We start from the raw sequence: 16,297 nt of genomic DNA, 5'->3' as shown, positions 1-16,297 counted from the left end.
AAATGGCGCATCACATAAGCGCATCTCACGCGCCTCCTGTTTAGAGGTATTGCACGTCAGTAATTTCGTAAGTTTTTATACCGCCTGGCGTTTGCACATCAACGATATCGCCAGCGGATTTGCCGATCAGCGCTCGGGCGATCGGCGAGCTGAAGGAAATTTTGCCCGCCTTGATGTCAGCTTCGTCCTCGCCAACGATTTGATAGCATTTCTCTTCCTCACTGTCTTCCTCGATCAGGCGCACGGTACAACCAAAAACCACCCGATCTGAAGGCGGCAAAGTGGTGACATCGATAATTTGTGCATTCGCCAGTTTCGATTCGATTTCGGCAATGCGGCCTTCGGCAAAACTTTGCTGCTCTCTCGCAGCATGATATTCAGCGTTCTCCTTCAGGTCGCCATGCGCGCGAGCTTCAGCAATGGCGGCGGTAATACGCGGCCGCGCCACCGTTTTCAATTCCTGCAATTCAGTACGTAGCCGGTCGGCGCCGGCGGCAGTCATGGGTACTCTATTTGTAGTGGTCATACGGGCAATTCCCGGTGGAGTTCCTGGAGACAGTTTACGCTCCCATTATCAAGTTCGCGCAGGGCCTGACAGGTGGCCCGCGCCGCGGCGATCGTCGTGGTATAGCTCACCTTGTGCATTAACGCCTCACGACGGATGGAAAAGGAATCAGCAATGGCTTGCTTGCCTTCGGTGGTGTTGACGATCAGGTCGATCTGGTCATTCTTGATCAGGTCGACAACATGCGGTCGGCCCTCGCCGACCTTGTGAACGGTTTCGCAAGCCAAGCCCTGAGCGCGCAATGCGGCGGCAGTGCCTTTGGTGGCCACCAGCGCGAAACCGAGCCGGTCCAGGTCGCGGGCAATCTCGACCGCTTTGGCTTTATCAATGTCGCGCACGCTGATGAAGGCCCGTCCGCCGCGCGGCAATTGGTCGCCCGCGCCCAGTTGCGCCTTGGCGAAGGCTTCGCCAAAGGTGCGCCCAACGCCCATCACCTCGCCGGTCGATTTCATTTCCGGTCCGAGCAACGGGTCAACGCCGGGGAATTTGACGAAAGGAAACACGGCTTCCTTGACAGAATAATAGTTGGGAATCACCTCGCCGGATACCCTCTGTTCCGCCAGTGTGCGCCCCACCATGCAGCGGGCGGCGATCTTGGCCAGCGGTCGGCCCGTGGCTTTCGAGACATAGGGAACGGTGCGCGAGGCGCGCGGGTTGACTTCCAGAACATAGATGGCGTCGCCTTGGATGGCGAACTGGGTGTTCATTAACCCGACCACGCCCAGTTTCATGGCCATCGCTCGCACCTGCTCGCGCAGCCGATTCTGGATGGTCGGGCCGAGGGAAAAAGGCGGTAGCGAACAGGCGGAATCCCCGGAATGCACCCCAGCTTCCTCGATATGCTCCATAATGCCGCCGATGATCACCTCGCAACCGTCGCTGAGCGCATCGACATCCACCTCAACCGCGTCGCTGAGGAAGCGATCCAGCAACACCGGCGATTCGTTGGAAACCTGCACCGCTTCGGCCATGTAACGGCGTAAATCGGCTTCCTCGTGGACGATTTCCATGGCCCGGCCACCGAGCACATAAGAAGGACGCACCACCAGGGGATAACCAATTTCGCGGGCTAGGCGCACGGCCTCCTCCGCTTCGCGGGCGGTGCGATTCGGAGGTTGCAACAAGCCCAATTGGTCGATCATTTGCTGAAACCGCTCACGATCTTCCGCACGGTCGATAGCGTCCGGACTGGTGCCAATGATCGGCACGCCATTGGCTTCCAGCGGCTTGGCCAGTTTGAGCGGCGTCTGGCCACCGTACTGGACGATAACGCCCTTGGGGCACTCCTTACGGACGATTTCCAGCACATCTTCCAGCGTCAATGGCTCGAAGTACAACCGGTCCGAAGTGTCGAAGTCGGTGGATACGGTTTCTGGATTGCAGTTGACCATAATAGTTTCGTAGCCATCTTCCCGCAACGCCAAAGCTGCGTGAACGCAGCAGTAGTCAAATTCGATGCCTTGGCCAATCCGGTTGGGACCGCCGCCCAGCACCATGATTTTTTCCCGGTCACTCGGTTCCGCCTCACATTCTTCTTCGTAGGTCGAGTAGAGATAGGCGGTGCGGGTGGCGAATTCAGCGGCGCAGGAATCGACCCGTTTATAAACCGGGTGGACATCCAACTGCTCGCGCAAGCGCCGGACCGTCGTTTCATCAGCGCCAGACAGGGCCGCCAGGCGGCTGTCGGAAAAACCCTTGCGCTTGAGGAAGTACAACCGCTCGCGGTCATGCAGCGCCGTCAAACCCAGGGTGCGCACCTCGCCAGCCAGTTGTATCAATTCTTCAATCTGCGTCAGGAACCAGGGGTCAATGCGTGTCAGTTCGTACAACATCTCAACCGAATAGCCCAGCCGGAACGCTTCGGCTACATACCACAGCCGCTGGGCGCCGGGAACGCCCAGTTCCTGTTTAAGAATCTTATGCGGATCAGCCGGGTTGCCGTCGAGAACTTCGTTGAAACCATCGACGCCAATTTCCAGTCCACGCAATGCTTTTTGCAACGATTCCTGGAAGATGCGGCCAATCGCCATGACCTCGCCGACCGATTTCATCTGGGTGGTCAACCGGGGATCAGCCTGTGGGAATTTCTCGAAATTGAAGCGCGGCACCTTGGTCACTACATAGTCAATGCTCGGCTCGAACGAAGCGGGGGTGCGACCGCCGGTGATCTCGTTTTGCAACTCGTCCAGGGTGTAACCCACCGCCAGCTTGGCCGCCACCTTGGCGATGGGAAAGCCGGTAGCCTTGGACGCCAGCGCCGAGGAACGGGAGACGCGCGGGTTCATTTCGATGATGACCATGCGTCCATTATCGGGGTTGATAGCGAACTGGACATTGGAGCCGCCGGTATCGACGCCGATCTTGCGTAGCACCGCCAGCGAGGCGTCGCGCATGATCTGGTATTCCTTATCAGTGAGCGTTTGCGCTGGCGCGACAGTGATTGAGTCGCCAGTATGCACGCCCATGGGATCGAAATTTTCAATGGAGCAGACAATGATGCAGTTATCGGCGCGGTCGCGAACCACTTCCATCTCGAACTCTTTCCAGCCCAGCACCGATTCTTCCAGCAGCACCTCACTGGTGGGCGACAGGTCCAGGCCGCGTTCGAGAATCTCGACCAGTTCCTCGCGGTTGTAGGCGATGCCGCCGCCGCTGCCGCCCAGAGTGAAAGACGGGCGGAGAATGGTCGGGAAACCGATTTCGTGATGCTGAGCCAGCGCCGCCTCCAGCGTATGCGCGACTACTGAGCGTGGAGTAGCCAGGCCAATTTCATGCATGGCCTGCCGGAAGCGCTCGCGGTCCTCAGCCATATCAATAGCGTCGGGAGAAGCGCCAATCATTTCGACGCCCTGTTGCTCTAGCACCCCATGCCGGACCAGGTCGAGCGCGCAGTTCAGCGCGGTCTGGCCGCCCATGGTCGGCAATAAAGCGTCAGGGCGCTCGCGGGCGATGACCTGGGCGATCGTTTGCCAATGAATCGGCTCGATATACACTGCATCGGCCATGTTAGGATCGGTCATGATCGTGGCGGGGTTGGAGTTGACCAGGATCACCCGGTACCCTTCCTCCCGCAACGCCTTGCACGCTTGCGCGCCCGAATAGTCAAATTCGCAGGCTTGGCCGATCACGATGGGACCGGCGCCAATAATCAGGATACTGTGTAAATCGGTACGTTTGGGCATACTGCGCGACTTTTGTAGGTTGGACTGACCGCGTCAGCCCAACATGCGGTGATGATCCTATTGGGTTGCCAAGAAAACAGCAGCCCAACCTACGCAAGGGTGGGTCAGGTTTTAGCCTGACGTGTTTCCGCCATCAGGCCAATGAACCGGTCAAAGAGCGGCGCCACGTCGTGGGGGCCGGGGCTGGCTTCCGGGTGGCCCTGGAAGCTGAAGGCGGGCCGGTCAACGCGGGCGATGCCTTGCAGCGAACCGTCAAACAGCGAACGATGGGTAGCGCGCAGGCAATCCGGCAAGGTGGCTTCATTGACTGCAAAACCGTGGTTCTGGCTGCTGATCATCACCCGGCGGCTATCGAGATCCAGAACCGGATGATTACCGCCATGATGGCCAAATTTCATTTTCACTGTCCGCGCGCCGCTGGCCAGCCCCAACAATTGGTGACCGAGGCAAATCCCAAACAGGGGAACGCCGATGTCCAGCAGTTCGCGAATAGCGGTGATCGCGTAATCGCAGGGTTCAGGATCGCCAGGGCCGTTGGATAGAAAGACGCCATCAGGATCCAGTTCCATAATGGCTGAAGCAGACATTTGCGCGGGAACAACGGTCAATCGGCAGTCCCGGTCGGCCAGCATCCGCAGAATGTTGCGCTTGACCCCGTAATCGCAGGCGACGACATGGTAGCGAGCATTGTTGACGGTGGGAAAACTGTTGCTGGTAAGTTGCCAACGGCCTTCCCGCCAGAGGTAGGGCGTGGCGACGCTGACCACTTTCGCTAAATCCATGCCTTTCAGACCGGGAAATTCGCGGGCCAGTTTCAGCGCCCGTTCGGCATCAATCGCGTCTCCGGCCATGATGCAGCCATTTTGCGCGCCCTTCTCACGCAGCAGCCGGGTCAGCCGGCGGGTGTCGATGCCCGCCAGGCCCACGATTCCGCGCTCCCGCAAATAGCGGTCGAGCGGTTGCTGATTGCGCCAGTTACTGGCCACCTGCGGGTAGTCGCGCACAATCAGACCGCTGGCGTGAATCTCGGCGGCTTCTTCATCGCCGCGATTGGTTCCCACATTGCCGATGTGTGGGTAGGTCAGGGTGATAATTTGCCGGCAGTAGGAAGGATCGGTCAAAATTTCCTGATAGCCGGTGATCGAGGTGTTGAACACCACCTCGCCCTGGGCGTGGCCATCGGCGCCAATGGATTCGCCCCGGAACAGGCTGCCGTCTTCCAAGGCCAGAATCGCAGATTTCCTCAAGGAGTGCCTCCCAAACAGACGCGCATAAGAAAGGAGCGGCGAAAACCACTCCCTGAATGTGGCGCGAAATCAACCGGGTTTTTGAACTAGTCGGCAGTTTATCAAATTAGCCCTGCTCGCTCTAGCCGTTTAGTCAGGAGCATCCCACGAGTTCCAGAACGCGCTGATTTTTTCATTGGCGCGAATCTGGCGGTGTACTGCGCTCATCGACAATTGCGGGTCCGGAAGTTTCGCAGGCCGAATTCCGCGAGGAGACGTCGCCCGAGTGGTGGAGTCTTACAGAATTGCTTATAGAGAATCCTTACTTCCCTGGACAGCAAAGCTGCAGAAGCGATTTCATTGGTCTTGACCCCTTGACAAAATTACCCGATCAAGTTACTTGTTATTTAGGCAAAACGAACAGGGGAATTCCAGATATGATCGCGGATATGGGTTGTACCACCGAGTGTCAATACTGCTTTGTGCTGCGTCCCAACCGCTCATTGTCCTGGCGGCAGACGGTCATGGTTTTCGCAAGCTTCTGCATTATTACCCTGGCCCTCGTGCTACCTTTGGTGGCGATGGGTTTCTGGCTCGTATTGCCGTTTGCCGGTCTGGAACTGCTGGCGGTGGGAACCGGCTTTTATTTGGTGGCCCGCCACTGTCATGAGCGGGAAGTGATTTGTATTGCTTCTGACACAATTCGCATCGAGCGGGGCCGACGGAAGCCCGAACAGTCCCTAACGCTGACGCGAACTTGGGCGCGTGTCGTCCTTAAGGCTTGCCCCCGACAGTGGTATCCGAGTCGGTTGCTGATCCGCGTACATGGTCAAACAGTCGAGGTGGGTCGCTTCTTGGTCGAAGAGGAACGTCGGCAGCTTGCCGAGGACTTGAGCCGTTGTCTCTGCGTTAATTCATAATTTCATTGCATTTAAATGACGGGCCGGAACGCGATCCGGCAGGTCAGGGTGTTTTTTGGTATTTCATTTTTGCGTTACCGGTTCTACGACCTGGAGCGCATTCAACCATCGGGAGAGGGGTATGGGAATGAATCGAATTGTAGCGGGGACCGCCGCCCTCGGGAGCGGATTAGCGAGTTGGAGCGGCAGCGCCTGCGCCGAGTTTGCGCTGAATATGCCAAGAGGCGTAACTCCAGTCAGCCACGATGTTTACCATCTGCACATGACGATCTTCTGGATTTGCGTGGTGATTGGCATCGGGGTGTTTGGCGTGATGTTCTGGTCAATCTATCACCACCGCAAATCACGGGGCGCGGTGGCGGCCCAGTTCCATGAGAGTACGCTGATTGAGATACTCTGGACCATCATCCCGATGGCGATTCTGATCGTGATGGCGGTGCCGGCGACGGCCACTCTGGTGCGTATGTACGATACCCGCGATGCTGAACTGACGGTCAAGGTCACCGGCTATCAATGGCGCTGGCATTATGATTATCTCGATGAGGGAGTTGGATTTTTCAGTACCCTTTCTACACCTCAGGCGCAGATTCGCAATGCTGCGCCGAAAGGCGAGCATTATCTGCTGGAGGTGGATAATCCGTTAGTGGTGCCGGTGGGCAAGAAGGTTCGCATCCTGACGACTGCCGCCGATGTGATCCACTCCTGGTGGGTGCCCGATCTGGGCTGGAAGAAAGACGCCATTCCCGGCTTCATCAATGAAACCTGGACGCAGATCGAGAAACCGGGCGTTTATCGCGGCCAGTGCGCCGAACTGTGCGGACGGGACCATGGTTTTATGCCGATTGTCGTCAAGGCGGTTCCTGAAGCAGAATTTAAAGAATGGCTGACCCAGATGAAGGCGAAAGCCACTCCGCAAACCGCGCAGAATGAAAGTCATCCTGTTTCCCAACCTGCCACCGTTTCTGGAGGTCAAGCGCTATGAGCACCGCAGCACCGACCCACGATCATGGTCATGACCATGAGCATCACGGCCCCGCGCCGGGTTTAAGCCGCTGGATTTTTACCACCAATCACAAGGACATCGGCACACTCTACCTGCTGTTTTCTCTGCTGATGTTCTTCATCGGCGGGTCGATGGCGCTGGTGATCCGCGCCGAACTGTTCCAACCGGGCCTGCAAATCGTCGATCCGCATTTCTTCAACCAGATGACCACCATGCATGCGTTGGTGATGATCTTTGGCGCGGTGATGCCGGCCTTCGTCGGTCTGGCAAACTGGCTGATTCCGATGATGATCGGCGCGCCGGACATGGCCTTGCCGCGCATGAACAACTGGTCGTTCTGGATCATGCCGTTCGCGTTCACCCTGCTGCTGTCTACGCTGTTTACCGCAGGCGGCGGTCCAGCCGGCGGCTGGACGCTGTACCCGCCGCTGGTGTTGCAGACCGGCGAGGCGTTCCCGTTCGTGATCCTGGCCGTGCATATGATGGGCGCCTCGTCGATCATGGGCGCGATCAACATCGTCGCCACGATTCTTAATCTGCGCGCGCCGACCATGACTCTGATGAAAATGCCGCTGTTCGTGTGGACCTGGCTGATCACAGCGTTCCTGCTAATCGCGGTGATGCCGGTATTGGCAGGCGCGGTAACCATGCTGCTGACCGACAAGTTCTTTGGCACCAGCTTCTTCAACGCGGCGGGTGGCGGCGATCCCGTGATGTTCCAGCACATCTTCTGGTTCTTCGGCCATCCCGAGGTCTATATCATGATCCTGCCAGCGTTTGGGGTAATTTCGCAGATTATCCCGACTTTTGCCCGCAAGCCCCTGTTTGGCTATGCGTCGATGGTCTACGCTACCGCTTCCATTGCCTTTCTGTCATTCATCGTCTGGGCGCATCACATGTTCACGGTCGGCATGCCGCTGGCCGGCGAACTGTTCTTCATGTACGCCACCATGCTGATCGCGGTGCCGACCGGGGTGAAGGTGTTCAACTGGGTCTCGACCATGTGGCGGGGTTCCATGACCTTCGAGACGCCGATGCTGTTCGCCATCGCCTTTGTCGTCCTGTTCACTATTGGTGGCTTTTCCGGCCTGATGCTGGCCATCGCGCCAGCGGACTTCCAATATCAGGATACCTACTTCGTGGTGGCGCATTTCCACTATGTGCTGGTGCCAGGCGCTGTGTTCTCGATCATGGCTGCAGCCTACTACTGGCTGCCCAAGTGGACCGGCCACATGTACAACGAGAAGCTGGGTCAGTGGCATTTCTGGCTGTCAGTGATCGGGGTGAACGTGCTGTTCTTCCCACAACACTTCCTGGGCCTGGCCGGCATGCCGCGCCGCATTCCTGACTATGCCTTGCAGTTCACCGACTTCAATATGATCTCAACAGTGGGCGCGTTCATCTTCGGCATTTCGCAACTCCTGTTCGCCTATAACGTTATCCAGACGATTCGTGGCGGCGCCAAGGCGACCGATCAGGTCTGGGAAGGCGCGAAAGGACTGGAATGGACGTTGAGTTCGCCGCCGCCGTATCATACTTTCCAGACTGCCCCACAGGTGGACTGATTTGATCCAGTAACTTTGCTCCCCCCTCGCCCGCTTGCGGGGAGAGGGGTTGGGGGAGAGGGAACCAAAAGTTAATGACTATGTAGTAGCGAAAACGCGCATCATCGAGGAGAATCAGGCATGGCGAATGAAGGCTATCACGAGCCGATCAACGAGCTGTCCGACAACACGCGGGATATGCATCGGGCGATTACCTCGTTGATGGAAGAGTTGGAGGCAGTGGATTGGTACAACCAGCGGGTGGATGCCTGCAAGAATCCCGAACTCAAGGCGATTCTGGCCCACAACCGCGATGAGGAGAAGGAACACGCGGCGATGGTGCTGGAGTGGATTCGTCGCCAGGATCCCGCTTTTGACCATGAGTTGCGGGACTATCTTTTCACTGAGAAACCAATTGCTCATGGATAGGACCAAAACCGGGATGGATACCTCGAAAAATTCCGACCCTGCGCTGGCGGCGCGTAACCGCCGCACGGCTTTATTTCTGGGCGCGCTGGCGCTGGCGTTTTATATCGGCATCATCGTAATCATGGGTCTGCAATGAACAAGACTGTTGAAGACACTCCAAATTCTGATCCAGCATCTCTGGATACAGACCGTCTGCGGCAAGCCCATCGCCGGCTGGTGCGGCGCATGTTGTTGATCACGGTTGCCATGTTTGGTTTCGGTTTCGCAATGGTGCCGATCTACAATGTGCTTTGCCAAGTGACTGGATTGAATGGCAAAACCGGAGGCCGTGTGGCTGCGGTAGCGCCGATGAAAGTCGACGAATCACGCACCATTACTGTGGAGTTCGTAGCCAATCTGAATGTGACCGCGCCGTGGGAATTTTCCCCGCAGGTGGATCACATGACGGTTCATCCCGGCCAGTTTTACCAGACCCATTTTCACGCCCGTAACTTGACCAATCAACCGCTGGTCGCGCAGGCGATTCCCAGCGTTTCGCCAGGTCTGGCGGCCGCGCATTTCCAGAAAATCGAGTGTTTCTGCTTCAGCCGCCAACAATTTCAGGCCGGGGAAAGTAAAGAAATGCCCGTCACGTTCCGCATCGATCCGGATTTGCCGCCGGATGTGCGTACGGTGACCTTGTCATATACTTTCTTTAGACTGGATGAGTTGAGCGGTTCCTAGTTCTGAACCTTTCTCATTCGCCGAATTGATCAACAATCACCAAGGGGGATTTTTCTATGGCGACGCATGCACACGCGCCGGCTTCCGATATCTATTATGTGCCGAATCAAAGCCACTGGCCGATTATTGCTTCGATCAGCCTGTTCACGACAATGTTCGGTGGGGCCACCCTATTGAATGGCGGTGGCAATACGTTACTGTTCATTGGCGTGACAATGCTGTTGACTACCATGTTCGGCTGGTTTGGCACAGTGGTGATGGAAAGCGAACGTGGGTTTTACAACGCGCAGATGGATCGCTCCTTCCGCTGGGGTATGAGCTGGTTCATCTTCTCGGAAGTGATGTTCTTCGCCGCTTTTTTTGGCGCGCTGTTCTACGCACGGCATTACTCGGTGCCCTGGCTGGGCGGCGAAACCGAACATGGTGTTCTCACCCAGAGCCTGATATGGTCTGGGTACGAAGCCGCCTGGCCGACCAATGGGCCGGACAAGATCGGCGGTTTCTTCGCTCCTATGCATGCGTGGGGGCTGCCAGCAATCAATACCCTGATCCTGCTTAGCAGCGGCGCGACCATCACTTGGGCGCATTGGGGGCTGGTGGAAGGCAATCGCGGCAAGTTGATCAAGGGCCTTGCCGCCACCGTTGGCTTGGGCGTATTGTTCCTGGCTCTCCAAGCGACTGAGTATCATGAAGCCTATACGGAGTTGCACCTGACCTTGGGCAGTGGAATTTATGGCTCCACCTTTTTCATGTTGACCGGGTTTCATGGTCTGCATGTCACGATTGGCGCGATTATCCTGACTGTTATCCTGTTCCGCAGCATCGCCGGGCATTTTTCGCCGCACAAGCATTTTGCTTTCGAAGCGGCGGCCTGGTACTGGCATTTTGTGGACGTAGTCTGGCTGGGGCTGTTTATCTTCGTTTACTGGATGTGAGCTGCCGGGGCGGATTCGCGTTGCATCACGCCATGCGGCGTGATCAACCCGGTGGCGTAGGCGACCATCAGCAGGATGAACAGGGCGACGGACAAGGCAATCCGCACGGTGAGCGCCTTCACCGTGCGTGGATTGTGTCCCCCGTCGCGAATCAGGAAAAACAGCCCGGAACCCAGACTGGCGAGGATCAGGAGCAGCATGACGGCGACGATAATTTTGATCAGCATAAGTGGATTCCAGGAGTTAGGGGCAAGGACGGCTGCTGGAAGTATAACTGAAACCAACCGGTGTTGAACGAAACCGACGCCAAACCCATGGACAGCGAGACAGCCACGGCGCGAAGCGGTCCCCGGAAATTTCGTCCAGGCTGGCCAGCAACCCTTGCCGTCTTGTTGCTGCTGCCGGTGTTGTTATCGCTTGGCTTTTGGCAACTCAATCGGGCTTGGCAGAAAGCGGAATTGCAAGCGGCTTTCGCCGAACAATCCCGACAAGCGCCTGTATCCCTGGATCATCTCAATCCAGCCGATTCCAGCCATTATTATCGTCAGGTGACCGCGACTGGCCGCTATGACGATTCGCGGCAACTGCTGCTGGACAACCAGTTACGGGAAGGCCGACCCGGTTACCAGGTGTTGACACCGCTAAGATTGGCGGATGGCGAGGCGATCCTGGTCAACCGGGGCTGGGTTCCACTGGGCGAATCGCGGCAGGTTCTACCAGACATTGCAGTAACCGCCGAACCGGTCATCGTGAATGGCCGCATCGCGCAACCCGCCAATCCCGGCATTCGTCTGGGCGAACCGGGCGGCGCTGACCGGAACTGGCCTCGCGTCATTCAATACGTCGATTACTCCCCGCTTTCAACCATTCTCGGTTATTCTCTTAAACCCGCTATCATTTTGCTCGACCCGCAAGCCGAGCAGGGCTACTGGCGTGATTGGCAGCCGAATTTCGGCGGTTTTGGTCCCGAACGCCACCAGGGTTATGCGGTACAATGGTTTGCTTTGTCAGCGGCGTTGGTTATTTTGTACATCGCCGCCAGTATTCGTCGAGAACCTCCTTCTGAAATAAATGAAGTAAAATGACTCTTTCGTAAGTCCCAACAGGCGGGATGCCTGTTTTGCTTATCATTGATAACCCATTAACACTAATGAGCGCGCTAACTTTTCCACTCAAATTATCGGTTATTCCCTCCCTTTGGCGACAACGATTGATTCTATTGTTCGTCATCGCCTGTTTCGTACTGCCACTCGTTACGGCCTGGTGGCTGCTGGCGGATAACTGGCGGCCCAGTGGCTCCGCCCAACACGGCGAATTGCTCAATCCCGCTCAACCTCTGCCCAGTCTGCGTTTTACGCCCCTCAACGGACGCCCATGGAATGAAGCAGCGCTGAGCAATCACTGGCTCATGGTCTATGTAGGTGGGGTGACGAATTGCGACGCGCATTGCCGCACGGCTTTATATGACATGCGGCAAGTGCGGCTGGCCTTGGGTAAAGAGATCGTGCGAGTTAATACAGTATTGCTGCTGGATGGGATGCCGGGAGCAGATTTTCGCGAATGGCTGGCCGTAGAACATACAGAGATGCTGGCGGGCGTGGCCAACGCAGAAATCCGCAACGCCTTTCTCCAGGCGTTCCCGGCGGTCGATCAGGTTGGCTCCTGGATTTACCTGGTCGATCCCCTGGGTAATTTGCTGATGCGTTATCCGACCACGGTCGATCCGGGCGGAATGCTGAAGGATTTAAAACGGCTATTGCACCTATCCAAGATTGGTTGAAAATAAAAAATCATGAAAAACAAATGGTTTTACCGTCTGACCTGGACCGCATTGGTATTAACTTTTGCCGTGGTGCTGCTAGGCGCTTATGTACGCTTATCGGATGCCGGACTCGGATGTCCCGACTGGCCCGGCTGTTATGGACATTTGGATGTGCCCGATGAGGCGCACCAGATCGCCAAGGCCAACGAAGCCTACCCGGAACGGCCCGTCGAGGCGCACAAAGCCTGGAAGGAAATGATCCATCGTTACTTCGCGGGAACGCTGGGCCTACTCATTTTGGCGATGGCGGCGCTGGCCTGGCGGAATCGTCGCGAACCCGATCAACCGGTCGTTCTGCCAGTGCTATTGCTCGGGTTGGTGATTTTCCAGGCGCTACTGGGTATGTGGACTGTCACTTGGCAGTTGAAACCGGTGGTCGTCATGGGACATCTGCTCGGTGGCCTGGCGACCTTGAGTTTGCTGATGTGGCTGGCGCTGCGACAAGGCCGCTACAGTGGCGATGCGGTGATCGCGCAGGCTCGATCCTTGCGCGTTTACGCCGTGCTGGGACTGATCCTGCTGGTCGGGCAAATTGCCTTGGGCGGCTGGACCAGCGCTAATTACGCAGCCCTGGCCTGCCCGGATTTCCCGACGTGTCAAACTTACTGGTGGCCGCCGACTGATTTCCGGGAAGCTTTTACCTTGTGGCGGGGTCTGGGCGTGTCTTATGAATATGGCGTACTGGATAACGATGCGCGGGTCACCATTCACTGGATTCATCGTCTCGGCGCGGTAGTGATCCTGCTTTATCTGGGCTGGCTAGTTTGGCGGTTAACCGTGGCGGGCAGTCGGATTCTACGGGGAGCCGGCATCGCCATTAGTGTATTGCTGGCTGCACAGCTCAGTCTGGGCATCGCTAATGTCGTAATGCAATTGCCCTTGCCGGTCGCGGTCGCCCATAATGGCGGCGCGGCGCTGCTGTTGCTGGCGCTGGTGACGCTAAACCACCTGCTTCGACCGGAAACTGTGACATGACGACGACCAGCCAGACCCTGCATGCTCGATTCCGCCGCCATTGGCGAGAATATCTGGAACTGACCAAACCCAAGGTGGTGGCGTTAATCACCTTTACCGCCATGGTCGGCATGTTGCTGGCCACGCCCGGCATGGTGCCTTGGCCTATCCTGTTGTTCGGTTCGCTGGGCATTGCCCTGATGGCCGGTTCCGCTGCCGCTATCAACCACTTGGTTGACCGGCGCGTCGATGCGATGATGGCCCGCACCTGCCGCCGACCACTTCCCAGCGGGCAACTGGATACCTGGCAAGTCTTGACGTTTTCCCTGCTGATTGGCGTACTGGGTTTTGTTTTATTGCTGGCTTTCACCAACGCATTGACTGCGGTGCTGACCTTCGCCTCGTTGATCGGTTACGCGGTGATCTATACCCTGTTTCTCAAGCGGGCGACCCCGCAGAACATCGTCATTGGCGGCGCGGCGGGCGCAGCTCCGCCCCTGCTGGGCTGGACGGCGGTTACTGGCCAGGTCGATCCGGGTGCCTTGCTGCTGTTTCTGATCATTTATATCTGGACACCGCCACATTTTTGGGCGCTGGCTATTCACCGCCGCCACGATTACGCGAACGCCGATATTCCCATGTTGCCGGTAACTCACGGCGTGGCCTTCACCCGGTTGCATATTCTGCTGTATACCATTTTATTATTTCTGATTGCGCTGCTGCCGTTTCTGACTGGGATGAGCGGCTGGATTTATCTTATCGGCGCGGTGGGTTTTGGTCTGCGTTTTCTGAGCTACGCCGTGCGATTGTATGCTACTGAGGACGACGCGCTGGCCATGCCAACCTTTGGGTTTTCCATCGTTTATTTATTCGGGTTATTTGCCGCGCTCATGCTGGATCATTACGTGCTACGGTTTTTCGATGCGCTTTGAGGTTGGCGCCGGAATCGAGGCGCTTTACGGTTTTTCAACTATGGAGGACCGTCCATGCGACGTTATATTCGGCATCCCTCGGACATCCCCATCGAGTATCGGATTACTCGTTCCGAACTTGGCCGGCGCCACTGCCTGAAGGATATTTGCCCCGGCGGGCTATGCTTTCAAACCCATGACGCGCTGTCACGAGGTTGCGTCATCCAAATCACTATTCCGGTGCGCGAACCGCCCTTCGAAGCAACGGGAACCATTGTCTGGTGCCGCCGCACCAATGACCACTATCATGTCGGCGTCCAGTTCGCCGATGAAAACACAGAATTTTCTGTGCGCATGGTCGAACAAGTTTGCCAGATCCATCATTACCAGCATGAAGTACTGGAGAAGGAGGGGCGCTTTCTTTCAGCAGAAGAAGCCGCAACCGAATGGGTCGCGAAGTATGCCCGAAGTTTTCCATCGTAGCTCTGCATTGATGCAATGCCATTACCCTCGTCGATCTAGTGGGCTGGCATTTTCCTGTTGATCTCAACCATAGGGCACCCACCGCTACCTGTCAAAACCGTGAAGATCAATGCCGGGGTAAAAATCTCCAGATAGCGGTTAATTGCTAAAGCATGATGGAGTCGATCTGGTGAAAACATGGTTACTGCAAGAAGATACTATCGGCGAATGCAGTACTGGATCTTTAGCAGTCGCCTGAGAATCCCTCGAAGACCGTATAATAGCCCCCCCTCTCCCTGTGGGAAAGGGATGGGGGATGAGGTGTTTTTCAATGATGAAGCTTTCAAGATCATGGCGTCTTCATACGCTGATCCTAGCAATCCTTTTGCTTACAGGGACGCCTGTTGAAGTAACGCCGGAACCCAAGGTTCTTAAAACGCAAATCGGAACGGCGACCTATTACGCCAAACGGTTTCACGGCAGAACAACGGCGAGTGGCGTCAAGTTCAGCCAAAACGCCTTAATGGCCGCCCACCACCACTGGCCTTTCGGTACCATAGTGCGTGTGATCAACCGAAAGAATAAGCGTACAGTGCGGGTGCGGATCGTCGATCGCCTTGCTCGCCGATCAAAGGCTATCATTGATCTATCGCGTAAGGCAGCTCGTGAGTTGCGATTTCTGAGAACCGGGCAGGGCCGGGTTCCAGTGCGGCTTGAAGTTCTGAAGTGGGGGAAACGCTAATTTCACTTGAATGCGAATTAAGAGCTAACTAATATCCTTAAATATAAATATGTTACGTTACTCATCGAATTGCTGACGAAAATCCAGAAATCGGGTTTTCAACGAGTTGAGGATGAAGCTCTTAATTCGCATTTGAAGCGTCATGTTCAATGAGGATGGTTGACACATCACCCCGATCAGGCGGACGCTACGCGAGACCGCCCAGCCGGGGGGTGTATAACTATAACAACATCAGGCTGTTCACTACTTCATATCCCAACCCATGGTATCCCAATACCCGGCGGGTTGGGTATCCTCCATGACTTCCGATCCTCCATTGGAAACCATCAATATCAAATCTGCTGGACCTTTAACGGTTTTGCCGCTCCCCTCTATAGTCACGCCTTCGGGGACCATGAGCGAGATGACCGCGAAGTCCCTGACTTGCTCTGCGGGCATTCCAAAATACTGATCAGCGTTCATGAAACTGGACATGAACGCCTCATCCTTCTGCATCTCCTTGACATAGGGGGATTCCAGCAACTTGATTCTGGAACCAGGCACCATCACGATAGAGCCGCCTTTCTTCACTTCACCCTTCTGATTAGTGACAGTCACTCCTTCAGGCACGAGAAACTTGTACACCATTTCCTTTTTACCAACGCCACCGGGGAAGCTTTTCATTTCGAATCCCTGGGCATGAACGACCGCAACGCTCAACAACAACGCTAGAGCCGCACCAAAAATACGTAACAAATTTTTCATCTTTAAGTTGCCTCAGGTGTGGATAAGGAAGCTTTCAGGATTGAAATCATATTCAATCCTCCAAAACGGACGTAAGAACATCCGTAATAATCAGCAGCGGCAGTATCCTGATGATTAGCCGCTGTTCTCAATTCC

The 16,297-nt window shown here is 56.2% G+C and carries 18 protein-coding genes; 13 read left to right on the top strand and 5 right to left on the bottom strand.

What is annotated here, in order from left to right:
* Positions 1 to 40 precede the first annotated feature (40 nt).
* The 3 genes from greA to carA all read right to left on the bottom strand — a co-directional run bounded on the left by greA (position 41) and on the right by carA (position 4,994).
* The gene (greA, locus tag H6973_16050; GenBank protein ID MCP5127099.1) at positions 41 to 526 is read right to left on the bottom strand and encodes a transcription elongation factor GreA; all 486 of its coding nucleotides are present in this window, start codon (positions 524 to 526) and stop codon (positions 41 to 43) included.
* Positions 523 to 3,747, bottom strand: a complete 3,225-nt coding sequence (carB, locus tag H6973_16045) for a carbamoyl-phosphate synthase large subunit (GenBank protein ID MCP5127098.1) — start codon at positions 3,745 to 3,747, stop codon at positions 523 to 525. The genes greA and carB overlap by 4 nt, the downstream gene beginning before the upstream one ends.
* A 104-nt stretch (positions 3,748 to 3,851) precedes the next feature.
* A complete protein-coding gene (carA, locus tag H6973_16040; GenBank protein MCP5127097.1) occupies positions 3,852 to 4,994 on the bottom strand; it encodes a glutamine-hydrolyzing carbamoyl-phosphate synthase small subunit in 1,143 nt (380 codons plus the stop codon).
* Positions 4,995 to 5,410: 416 nt separating this feature from the next.
* Here carA and H6973_16035 point away from each other — a divergent pair, with 416 nt between their 5' ends.
* The 7 genes from H6973_16035 (at position 5,411) to H6973_16005 (ending at position 10,527) form a co-directional block, all read left to right on the top strand.
* Complete coding sequence (locus H6973_16035) at positions 5,411 to 5,893, top strand: DUF2244 domain-containing protein (GenBank protein ID MCP5127096.1); 483 nt, start codon at positions 5,411 to 5,413, stop codon at positions 5,891 to 5,893.
* A gap of 127 nt (positions 5,894 to 6,020) precedes the next feature.
* On the top strand, positions 6,021 to 6,875 hold the full coding sequence (coxB, locus tag H6973_16030; GenBank protein ID MCP5127095.1) for a cytochrome c oxidase subunit II: 855 nt from the start codon (positions 6,021 to 6,023) through the stop codon (positions 6,873 to 6,875).
* Positions 6,872 to 8,461 (top strand): cytochrome c oxidase subunit I, encoded by a 1,590-nt coding sequence (ctaD, locus tag H6973_16025; GenBank protein ID MCP5127094.1) that lies wholly within the window; start codon positions 6,872 to 6,874, stop codon positions 8,459 to 8,461. Before coxB ends, ctaD begins: the two co-directional genes overlap by 4 nt.
* Before the next feature lie 120 nt (positions 8,462 to 8,581).
* Positions 8,582 to 8,869 (top strand): ferritin, encoded by a 288-nt coding sequence (locus H6973_16020; GenBank protein MCP5127093.1) that lies wholly within the window; start codon positions 8,582 to 8,584, stop codon positions 8,867 to 8,869.
* On the top strand, positions 8,862 to 9,005 hold the full coding sequence (locus H6973_16015) for a hypothetical protein (protein MCP5127092.1): 144 nt from the start codon (positions 8,862 to 8,864) through the stop codon (positions 9,003 to 9,005). Before H6973_16020 ends, H6973_16015 begins: the two co-directional genes overlap by 8 nt.
* Complete coding sequence (locus H6973_16010; GenBank protein ID MCP5127091.1) at positions 9,002 to 9,592, top strand: cytochrome c oxidase assembly protein; 591 nt, start codon at positions 9,002 to 9,004, stop codon at positions 9,590 to 9,592. The genes H6973_16015 and H6973_16010 overlap by 4 nt, the downstream gene beginning before the upstream one ends.
* Positions 9,593 to 9,648: 56 nt before the next feature.
* Positions 9,649 to 10,527, top strand: a complete 879-nt coding sequence (locus tag H6973_16005) for a cytochrome c oxidase subunit 3 (GenBank protein MCP5127090.1) — start codon at positions 9,649 to 9,651, stop codon at positions 10,525 to 10,527.
* On the opposite strand, the gene H6973_16000 is transcribed toward H6973_16005, so the two are convergent.
* Positions 10,515 to 10,754 carry a twin transmembrane helix small protein gene (locus H6973_16000; protein ID MCP5127089.1) on the bottom strand — a complete coding sequence of 80 codons (240 nt, stop codon included), beginning with the start codon at positions 10,752 to 10,754 and terminating at the stop codon, positions 10,515 to 10,517. The two genes, H6973_16005 and H6973_16000, sit on opposite strands and share 13 nt — an antisense overlap.
* A gap of 60 nt (positions 10,755 to 10,814) precedes the next feature.
* Here H6973_16000 and H6973_15995 point away from each other — a divergent pair, with 60 nt between their 5' ends.
* The 6 genes from H6973_15995 (at position 10,815) to H6973_15970 (ending at position 15,418) form a co-directional block, all read left to right on the top strand.
* Positions 10,815 to 11,612 (top strand): SURF1 family protein, encoded by a 798-nt coding sequence (locus tag H6973_15995; protein MCP5127088.1) that lies wholly within the window; start codon positions 10,815 to 10,817, stop codon positions 11,610 to 11,612.
* A 125-nt stretch (positions 11,613 to 11,737) separates the two neighbouring features.
* Positions 11,738 to 12,307, top strand: coding sequence for a hypothetical protein (locus H6973_15990; GenBank protein MCP5127087.1), 570 nt, complete (start codon positions 11,738 to 11,740; stop codon positions 12,305 to 12,307).
* A gap of 12 nt (positions 12,308 to 12,319) precedes the next feature.
* Positions 12,320 to 13,324: a COX15/CtaA family protein gene (locus H6973_15985; protein ID MCP5127086.1), complete on the top strand. Its 1,005-nt coding sequence runs from the start codon at positions 12,320 to 12,322 to the stop codon at positions 13,322 to 13,324.
* Positions 13,321 to 14,235: a protoheme IX farnesyltransferase gene (locus H6973_15980; protein ID MCP5127085.1), complete on the top strand. Its 915-nt coding sequence runs from the start codon at positions 13,321 to 13,323 to the stop codon at positions 14,233 to 14,235. Before H6973_15985 ends, H6973_15980 begins: the two co-directional genes overlap by 4 nt.
* 54 nt (positions 14,236 to 14,289) lie before the next feature.
* Complete coding sequence (locus H6973_15975) at positions 14,290 to 14,697, top strand: PilZ domain-containing protein (GenBank protein MCP5127084.1); 408 nt, start codon at positions 14,290 to 14,292, stop codon at positions 14,695 to 14,697.
* A 310-nt stretch (positions 14,698 to 15,007) separates the two neighbouring features.
* Positions 15,008 to 15,418 (top strand): septal ring lytic transglycosylase RlpA family protein, encoded by a 411-nt coding sequence (locus H6973_15970; protein ID MCP5127083.1) that lies wholly within the window; start codon positions 15,008 to 15,010, stop codon positions 15,416 to 15,418.
* 243 nt (positions 15,419 to 15,661) lie between these two features.
* On the opposite strand, the gene H6973_15965 is transcribed toward H6973_15970, so the two are convergent.
* Positions 15,662 to 16,162, bottom strand: coding sequence for a hypothetical protein (locus tag H6973_15965; GenBank protein MCP5127082.1), 501 nt, complete (start codon positions 16,160 to 16,162; stop codon positions 15,662 to 15,664).
* Between the last annotated feature and the right edge of the window lie 135 nt (positions 16,163 to 16,297).

The organism is Gammaproteobacteria bacterium (genome assembly GCA_024235095.1).
GTDB lineage: Bacteria > Pseudomonadota > Gammaproteobacteria > Competibacterales > Competibacteraceae > UBA2383.
The sequence above is the reverse complement of the archived record's forward strand: the minus strand, read 5'-3'. Positions and strand labels throughout refer to the sequence as shown.

What these genes read in the sequence shown, in the direction of transcription:
- greA (MCP5127099.1), bottom strand. Translation starts at nt 526, where the DNA reads ATGACCACTACAAATAGAGTACCCATGACTGCCGCCGGCGCCGACCGG.
- carB (MCP5127098.1), bottom strand. Translation starts at nt 3,747, where the DNA reads ATGCCCAAACGTACCGATTTACACAGTATCCTGATTATTGGCGCCGGT.
- H6973_16035 (MCP5127096.1), top strand. Translation starts at nt 5,411, where the DNA reads ATGATCGCGGATATGGGTTGTACCACCGAGTGTCAATACTGCTTTGTG.
- coxB (MCP5127095.1), top strand. Translation starts at nt 6,021, where the DNA reads ATGAATCGAATTGTAGCGGGGACCGCCGCCCTCGGGAGCGGATTAGCG.
- ctaD (MCP5127094.1), top strand. Translation starts at nt 6,872, where the DNA reads ATGAGCACCGCAGCACCGACCCACGATCATGGTCATGACCATGAGCAT.
- H6973_16020 (MCP5127093.1), top strand. Translation starts at nt 8,582, where the DNA reads ATGGCGAATGAAGGCTATCACGAGCCGATCAACGAGCTGTCCGACAAC.
- H6973_16015 (MCP5127092.1), top strand. Translation starts at nt 8,862, where the DNA reads ATGGATAGGACCAAAACCGGGATGGATACCTCGAAAAATTCCGACCCT.
- H6973_16010 (MCP5127091.1), top strand. Translation starts at nt 9,002, where the DNA reads ATGAACAAGACTGTTGAAGACACTCCAAATTCTGATCCAGCATCTCTG.
- H6973_16005 (MCP5127090.1), top strand. Translation starts at nt 9,649, where the DNA reads ATGGCGACGCATGCACACGCGCCGGCTTCCGATATCTATTATGTGCCG.
- H6973_16000 (MCP5127089.1), bottom strand. Translation starts at nt 10,754, where the DNA reads ATGCTGATCAAAATTATCGTCGCCGTCATGCTGCTCCTGATCCTCGCC.
- H6973_15985 (MCP5127086.1), top strand. Translation starts at nt 12,320, where the DNA reads ATGAAAAACAAATGGTTTTACCGTCTGACCTGGACCGCATTGGTATTA.
- H6973_15980 (MCP5127085.1), top strand. Translation starts at nt 13,321, where the DNA reads ATGACGACGACCAGCCAGACCCTGCATGCTCGATTCCGCCGCCATTGG.
- H6973_15975 (MCP5127084.1), top strand. Translation starts at nt 14,290, where the DNA reads ATGCGACGTTATATTCGGCATCCCTCGGACATCCCCATCGAGTATCGG.
- H6973_15970 (MCP5127083.1), top strand. Translation starts at nt 15,008, where the DNA reads ATGATGAAGCTTTCAAGATCATGGCGTCTTCATACGCTGATCCTAGCA.
- H6973_15965 (MCP5127082.1), bottom strand. Translation starts at nt 16,162, where the DNA reads ATGAAAAATTTGTTACGTATTTTTGGTGCGGCTCTAGCGTTGTTGTTG.